Origin of the sequence: Bathymodiolus platifrons methanotrophic gill symbiont, assembly GCF_002189065.1 — a bacterium.
Classification (GTDB): Bacteria; Pseudomonadota; Gammaproteobacteria; order Methylococcales; family Methylomonadaceae; genus Methyloprofundus.
The window spans coordinates 1-6,796 of the sequence record NZ_BDMN01000336.1 but is presented as its reverse complement, the minus strand read 5'-3'; the positions used below and the strand labels follow the sequence as shown (position 1 = coordinate 6,796).

Annotated in this window: 6 protein-coding genes and 3 pseudogenes; 3 read left to right on the top strand and 6 right to left on the bottom strand. The window is 38.6% G+C overall.

The window, feature by feature from the left end:
• Nucleotides 1-167 precede the first annotated feature (167 nt).
• Nucleotides 168-1,514 carry a pentapeptide repeat-containing protein gene (locus CDZ78_RS17030; protein ID WP_167374375.1) on the top strand — a complete coding sequence of 449 codons (1,347 nt, stop codon included), beginning with the start codon at nt 168-170 and terminating at the stop codon, nt 1,512-1,514.
• Between the two features lie 455 nt (nt 1,515-1,969).
• On the opposite strand, the pseudogene CDZ78_RS17025 reads toward CDZ78_RS17030, so the two are convergent.
• Nucleotides 1,970-2,254 (bottom strand): annotated as a pseudogene (locus CDZ78_RS17025) (IS6 family transposase); the annotation flags it as partial.
• Nucleotides 2,255-2,392: 138 nt separating this feature from the next.
• Nucleotides 2,393-2,560, bottom strand: coding sequence for a hypothetical protein (locus CDZ78_RS22295; protein WP_167374245.1), 168 nt, complete (start codon nt 2,558-2,560; stop codon nt 2,393-2,395).
• Between the two features lie 126 nt (nt 2,561-2,686).
• Between CDZ78_RS22295 and CDZ78_RS23295 the strand changes: the two are divergent.
• Nucleotides 2,687-2,806 (top strand): annotated as a pseudogene (locus CDZ78_RS23295) (IS6 family transposase); the annotation flags it as partial.
• Between the two features lie 222 nt (nt 2,807-3,028).
• On the opposite strand, the gene CDZ78_RS22290 reads toward CDZ78_RS23295, so the two are convergent.
• The 4 genes and pseudogenes from CDZ78_RS22290 to CDZ78_RS17005 form a co-directional block, all read right to left on the bottom strand.
• Nucleotides 3,029-3,193: a hypothetical protein gene (locus CDZ78_RS22290; RefSeq protein WP_167374374.1), complete on the bottom strand. Its 165-nt coding sequence runs from the start codon at nt 3,191-3,193 to the stop codon at nt 3,029-3,031.
• Between the two features lie 203 nt (nt 3,194-3,396).
• Complete coding sequence (locus tag CDZ78_RS17015) at nt 3,397-3,978, bottom strand: hypothetical protein (protein ID WP_087871059.1); 582 nt, start codon at nt 3,976-3,978, stop codon at nt 3,397-3,399.
• A 326-nt stretch (nt 3,979-4,304) separates the two neighbouring features.
• Nucleotides 4,305-4,541 (bottom strand): annotated as a pseudogene (tnpA, locus tag CDZ78_RS17010) (IS200/IS605 family transposase); the annotation flags it as partial.
• Between the two features lie 30 nt (nt 4,542-4,571).
• Nucleotides 4,572-5,165 (bottom strand): hypothetical protein, encoded by a 594-nt coding sequence (locus tag CDZ78_RS17005; RefSeq protein WP_087871058.1) that lies wholly within the window; start codon nt 5,163-5,165, stop codon nt 4,572-4,574.
• Nucleotides 5,166-5,494: 329 nt separating this feature from the next.
• On the opposite strand from CDZ78_RS17005, the gene CDZ78_RS17000 reads away from it, so the two are divergent.
• Nucleotides 5,495-6,334, top strand: a complete 840-nt coding sequence (locus tag CDZ78_RS17000; RefSeq protein WP_087871057.1) for a DUF4238 domain-containing protein — start codon at nt 5,495-5,497, stop codon at nt 6,332-6,334.
• Nucleotides 6,335-6,796 lie beyond the last annotated feature (462 nt).

The following is a 6,796-nucleotide window of genomic DNA, read 5'->3' as shown; positions in this document are numbered from 1 at the left end:
TGGTAAGGGGTGGATAACATCTTTTCGTTATCCATGCTTTATCAATACGCTCCGTAGGGAGCCAATATATTCCCCACATGAACGGTATATCGCAAAATTTGAAAAATGCGGCCTGTGGCCGTTACAGGGGCTAAACTTACTTGTATGCGAACGTGAAAAACAAAAATATGACGATCAACGATGAGAATATACCTGACAAGGATAAAGAAGCCTTAATACATTTCTTAAAAGGTAAAAAAACATGGAACGAATATGTTAAGAGTCACTCAGAGAAGGTGGATTTTTATGAGGTGAATTTTTCAAACTATCTTAGATTTTTTGATTTTGATGGATATACGTTTCCGAGTGGTGGTATCGATTTCACTCTTGCTAGATTCAGTAAAGATGATGATAGTAAAGATGATGATTTTGGCGATAAAGCGGTATATTTCAGTAACGTCGATTTCGGGGATGGAGAGGTGCTTTTCGCTGGAACTAGTTTCGGAGATAAAGGCGTAAGTTTCTCTGGGGCTAATTTTGGCGCAGGGGGCGTAAGTTTCTCTGGGGCTAATTTTGGCGCAGGGGGCGTAAGTTTCTCTGGGGCTAATTTTGGCGCAGGGGGCGTGGATTTCTCTGGAGCTAATTTTGGCGGAAGGGACGTGGATTTCGAAAACGTCAATTTTGGTGATAGATCCGTGTCTTTCGGTAAAGCTACATTCGGCAAGGATGAGGGTAAATGTAGATTGAGCTTCAAGAAATCTATATTCGGGGAGGGAGGCGTTTCTTTCAAAAACGCCCAGTTTTATGCGGATAAAGTTAGTTTTGAGTACTGTGAATTTAAAGGGTATGTCTCGTTTCAGTCAATGACTGAAACAAAGACATTGTCAAAATTCTCTTTACGTCATAGCAGTTTTGATAAATCTTTGGATATTTCAGACAATACATTTAGCTGCATACCGGATTTAACCAATACCAAGTTAACCAATCAAGTGTCTCTAGATAGGATGGAAATATCGGATAAGTATCCTCTGAAGGGTGATTTTGATGAAAGTGATGGAGAACGTTTATGCCGGCTAAAAGAACTTGCAGAGGCTAATAAAAGCTACCAACAGGCACTGGATTTTCATGTTATAGAAATGCGAGCCAAACGCTATAATACTAAGCTTATTAAGGGTAAAACACTTCATAGGTGGCTGGACACACTTTTCGATATAGTATGTCTCTATGGCCAGAGTATTATACGTCCCGTGCTCTGGCTTATTGGACTAACTATTGTCTGTGCGTGGATTTATGCTTATGAGTCTAGCTTAGATTATTTTCCTTTCTGTTATGGGCTCTTGTATTCTGTATCTCAGGTATTTTCATTCGTCCCTGCCGGACGTAGCATCACAATTGGTATTCTTGATAAGTTGTTTCCATGCGAACCACAACAAATACCGAACGTGATCTATTCATTAAGCCTTATTCAAGGCGTGCTGTCGTTTCTGCTTGTGTTTTTAATCGGCTTAGGACTTCGTAACCGTTTCCGACTCTGAATACGGATTTTTATCAGAGGTAGAGACAACATGAACCTCTCCTATATCACGAGAAGGCGTAGGGATTTTTGCGAATCCGAAGTGCGCGATAGCGCGCTAGGGCGGCTGGAGCATCGCCTATTCGCTGCGTAGGTGAACGGATTACGGCGGCAGGAGTCCTGGAATTTCGTGAAGTAGCATGGAGGTATGTCACCTTCTTAGTTACTTATACAAACTATAAATGAACGTTTATAGATTGTATGGTTAAGTAAAAGGTGATAGCCGCGCCATGCTACCTCACGAAATTCCAGGACTCCTGTCGCCATAATTCATCGCCTATGCAGCGAATGGGAGATGCCCTGGACCGCGCGGCCTATTCGGAATGTAATTCTTTGCCTCCCTCGTGCCCTGTCGCCTACCAGGGACTAAAAATCATCACTCCGCTTAGGCTCCGTTTCCCTGATTTTAAGCGTGTGACTATCAACAGCTCGGTATAAATAGGTCCACTGCCCCTTCACTTTGATATACGTTTCATCCATGCGCCACGATTTATTGGTTTCTCGTTTCTGAGATTTAGCTTTTACAGCAATGGCAGGAGAATAACGGATAACCCAACGATTGAGCGTAGCATGATCCACTTCAACACCTCTTTCTTCCATAATTTCTTCAAGGTCGCGATACGAAACGCCATACCTGACATAAAAGAAAACAGCATAAAGAATGACATCTTTTGGGAAGTGAGTGCCTTTGAAGCTGAGCATATGATCCACCTTTTATTGAAATTGAGAATTAGGATAGCAGATAACGTCGGGAAGGGGGATTTATGCGACAGAACCTAAAAAGGGTCTTGCACTTGGCAAAACATCAAAGAAAGATCCCGATAATTTTATTGGGAATATTCAAGAGTATTGTGATCTTGTTGGAAACCTAATAGGAGTAGGGGCGTTAGACTTCCGTCCCATTTGCTTCCATAAGTCGGCAAATAGATTATCGACTAGACAACCGTCTTGCTGAAGTAGATCTGCGGTTAGTGCTGGCAGTCCAGAGATTTTTGTGGCAGTATTCATATATGGCCTCCTTTGGTAGATATTGGCTTTTAGTACAAGCAATATTATACCATTTAGGAGGTATTTTTTATTTTTATATCAATAAGTTAATAGATTGTTTATTGATTCTTTGAAGTCCGAAACTTTAGTATTAACCTCTTGTTAATCCTAGCTGGGTTTACCACCATGATCGACATATTACAGGTTAAATATTTGAATAACATCATCGAACAGGATCATCGCTTTATCAAAAGAATAACAAAACCAGGGACAAGCGATCGCTCTTCATGGCGCACAAATGGAAATGGATTGTTTCGATCACTAAAAAGTAATGAATAATATTGGTTCTGTCGCAAGAACTTATTATGACGGTAAAGATTGGTCATAACCGACCTTTATGCAGCTAATGAATAAAACTGTCCTGCAGGAGACAAACCATCCCCTCCGACATTTAAAATCAGGGAAACGGAGCTTAGCGAAGTGATGATTTTAAGCGGGGGAATCGCTATTTTTGCGAAAGCTTGTTTTGGGCATCCCAGACCAAGCAAGCGGCAAAAACTTAACGCGACCCGCTAATGCCTTCGGCTGCCCAGACGTCCTGCGTACGTGCCACGTCGCCACACCATCGTAAACTCGGTGCTGGCTACGTAGCACTCCCTCAAATGACTGGACCGCGTTTCGGAATACCTTTTTTTGTCTCCACCCTCGCTACCGCTCAGACTCAGACAAAACAACGGCCCTACGGCTATCGCGGACTAAAAATATTCACTTCGCTAAAGCTCCGTTTCCAGGGTTTTCAGCGAATGTGAGACATAAGTCTCAAAATTTCGTGAGGTAGCATGGCGTGCCTGCAGTGCTTATTTTTTATACTTGTCTTCTAATTCTTTCGCCCTTAACTTCATGTACTCGACTTTTCTTAGTTTTTCATAACCCTTAGCGTTTACAAAAGCTTGAGACCACAACTCTTTATCAATTTCTTCTCCATTGTCATATTCGTCTTCGACCAGTACATAAAATTTTTTATACTTGTCTTCTAAGTTTGACTCGATTTTTTCTTTGATATCTCTCACTGCACCTATTGCGGCTGAAATTATTTCAATGCTTAAAAAGCTAATAGTAAAAGAGATGATGCCTACTATTCCCATTAACAAACTCATGTCATATCTACTCACCCTAGTAAACGCGAGAAGAAAGAAGGCAAAAGCAACAACGATTGCAACAGATAAAATAAATGCTTTTACAATCGATAGACCGATTGCGGCTGGAATTGTTTCAATGCCTAAAAAGCTAATAGTAAAAGAGATGATGCCTGCTATTACCATGGGTACCTGAAGGTCACTTCTTGTCATCGAAGTAAACGCGTGAAGAAAGAAGGCAAAAGCAAAAGCGATTGCAACAGATAAAATAAATGCTTTTGCAATCGATAGTAAGTATTTCATGTGTTATCCAATTTGTTCAGTGTATAAAGGTAAGCGTCAATCAAATGGTTCTGTCGCAAGTATTATTGGAAATTTAGGCTCCTAACGCATTGAAGAAGAAGAAAACGCCTTAATTATAATTACTGAAGTTTCCCAATTATTGAGTAGCTGAAATACACAATGCTGGTGTATCGAGGTTTATTTTAGGTGGTTTTGCCATGTTTATAGCAAACCCCTACTTAATTCCCCTTAGGCAATAGCATTTGAAACGAATGAAAAGACTATTTTTTCATATAGTTGTAGCATAGTTTCAATTTTACCATAAATAATTATTGGGAAACTTCAGTTTAGGACTCTAAGTCCTTTTCTATTTTCTCTTGAAACTTTACATATTTGCGTATCATTTCTGCATCAACTCCTACCGTATCAACACAATACCCTTTAGCCCAAAAATTATTTCCCCAATAAGGTTTCTTTTTCAAGTAAGGAAACTGCTTAAATATCTGAATCGCTGACTTACCTTTTATTGTTCCACCCAATTGAGAAATTGCGACTTTAGGCGGAACCATTACCAACAAATTGATTTATATAGGTGTAAGATTGTTATTTTTGGCTTAAATTAAAATTGGCGAAGGTTTTGATGGTAGGCATCGACCCTCAGGATCCAGTATTGTACTAATCTCCATTACTAAGCATATAAGTTCTGCAGTATGTTTTTGACTTTTCTGTAAGAATTCAGTACCAATTGGTGTTTCTAAGTAAGATTTTTCTTCATCATTGTTGACATAAATAGCAAGTGACTTTCCTTCTTTGTTAGGTAACCCCCAAGCTGCATGGCATAACAGATTCCTATATTTCACGATCTCATCTAAACCATCTAATCCTTCTTTGATGACATCATCTTTATTAATTAATGAATTATTATTTGCTAAATTATGATGTTTTTTAACAAGCCCACCAAATGGTAGTGACATATTGTTAAGTAGACGGCTATTAAGCTTATTATACCAGTCCTCAAAATCTTTTAAGTCTTTCTCATTGTTAACTTTTTTGTCACGTTTCGTCATTACTTCAAATACATAAATTCCTTTTACAAGAGTAGCTTCAAGATAGCCAAAAGTGGCTACTGTTCGACCTAAATGCTCCCAAAAGTCTGCTTGATGTTTATGTGTTGGATACCCTTTATGGATTTTTTCTTTATCTATCATTTAAGTTTATTTCATGGATAAAAAAGGATGTCATTCAGACGATGATATTGCCACAGGGCGCATTTTGCAAATTCTGCGATATACCGTTCATGTGGAGGATATATTGGCTCCCTACGGGGCGTATTGATAAAGCATGGATAACGAAAAGATGTTATCCACCCCTTACCATCTCATAAATACCTCTGGAGTTAATTGGAGGTATTATCTTGCCCTTTTTTAAAGGGGTTTATAATGTGTGGTTTAATTGAAGCTTACTTGGGCTGGGATGCCCAAAACAAGATTTCGCAAAAAATAGCGACTCCCCGCATCCAGTATAGAAAAACAAAAAAATGCCAGAAAGAAAGAAGCAACATTACATTTCTGTGTTTTATCTTCATCGCTTTACAATTGAAAGGGAAGGCAGGAAGAAAGGAAGTAATTCGAATAAAGAGATGCGGGATACGGATATATTTTTCTATGATAAAAAAAACAAAAAAATAAAGAAGAAAGCAATAAAGAACCTATGTTTTGCGTCGTATCTTTTTTCTTATAAAGACGATAATAACAAGTATGTTCATGATCTAGATGATTCTTTACAGAAAGTTGAAGAAGATACAAAAAACTGTTTGTGCAAGCTTGACGTTATTGCAGGTTCTTTCAAACAAAACAAATCTGAATCAGTTGAAGTAGATGATGTGATTCTTGAAAAAATTATAGAATTCATGATTTGGCAGCTTAGACGGAACCCAGAACTTGTAGAGACAGTTCTTAAGAAAACTAAAGAAATATTCAAGGGAGTAGAAGGTGTGATAGCAGACAAAGAGGCATTAAGCGTGATCGGACGTTTAGGGTCGAATCAAGAATGCGATGTTGCACCTATATTAGCTGCAAAAAATCAAGTAATTTATTTTACAAAAAGTACTAAATTTATAACTACTGACACACCAGTGGTACGATTTAATCCATCCGCGCTTGAAGATATTAGGGAGGAAGCCACAGAAATATATTTTCCATTAGCATCAAACATGCTTCTAGTTCTTTACGGTAAAGGGAATAAAAAAAACTTCCATTTATTGAATGACCGAAAACGCATTAAGGAAATCAATATCTATATGGCGAAAAAAGCTAGAAACCATGTTTTTGGGTCTACTAAAGAACATCTTGAGAGTATTGTTGGTTGTATTCTTTAAGCTATTACTTTCCTGAAAGCCATATAGAACCTGGTTATTCCAATACCTTCGCCAAAATAAAAATACACTCATTTTTATGAATTTTACATCCTATAAGCGATTGATTTATATAGGTGTAAGATTGTCATTTTTGGATTAAATTAAAATTAGCGAAGGTGTTGAAGCAGGGTAAAACAGGAACACCCTATCATCTTATGCCTAGCAGGGTTGGGGATGGCTGGGGTTGTAACGTGCTAGCCAATGGTGTGAGAGGATGACTGGATATTCAGGAATCCTATTTAACTCTCAGGAGCAGGGTGGTATTTTATGAGGTAGATATTATTTCAGTAAACGGCACTGGAAACGTAATCTTGACATGTGTGGGCAAAAGGCTTTGAAATGCTCGTAGGGCGCATTGTGCACATTGTGCGTTATACCGTTCATGTGGAGAATATATTGGCTCCCTACGGGACGTGTTGGTAA

Coding starts and splice junctions, on each gene's coding strand:
- CDZ78_RS17030 (WP_167374375.1), top strand. CDS start 168: ATGACGATCAACGATGAGAATATACCTGACAAGGATAAAGAAGCCTTA.
- CDZ78_RS22295 (WP_167374245.1), bottom strand. CDS start 2,560: ATGAATACTGCCACAAAAATCTCTGGACTGCCAGCACTAACCGCAGAT.
- CDZ78_RS17015 (WP_087871059.1), bottom strand. CDS start 3,978: ATGAAATACTTACTATCGATTGCAAAAGCATTTATTTTATCTGTTGCA.
- CDZ78_RS17005 (WP_087871058.1), bottom strand. CDS start 5,165: ATGATAGATAAAGAAAAAATCCATAAAGGGTATCCAACACATAAACAT.
- CDZ78_RS17000 (WP_087871057.1), top strand. CDS start 5,495: ATGCCAGAAAGAAAGAAGCAACATTACATTTCTGTGTTTTATCTTCAT.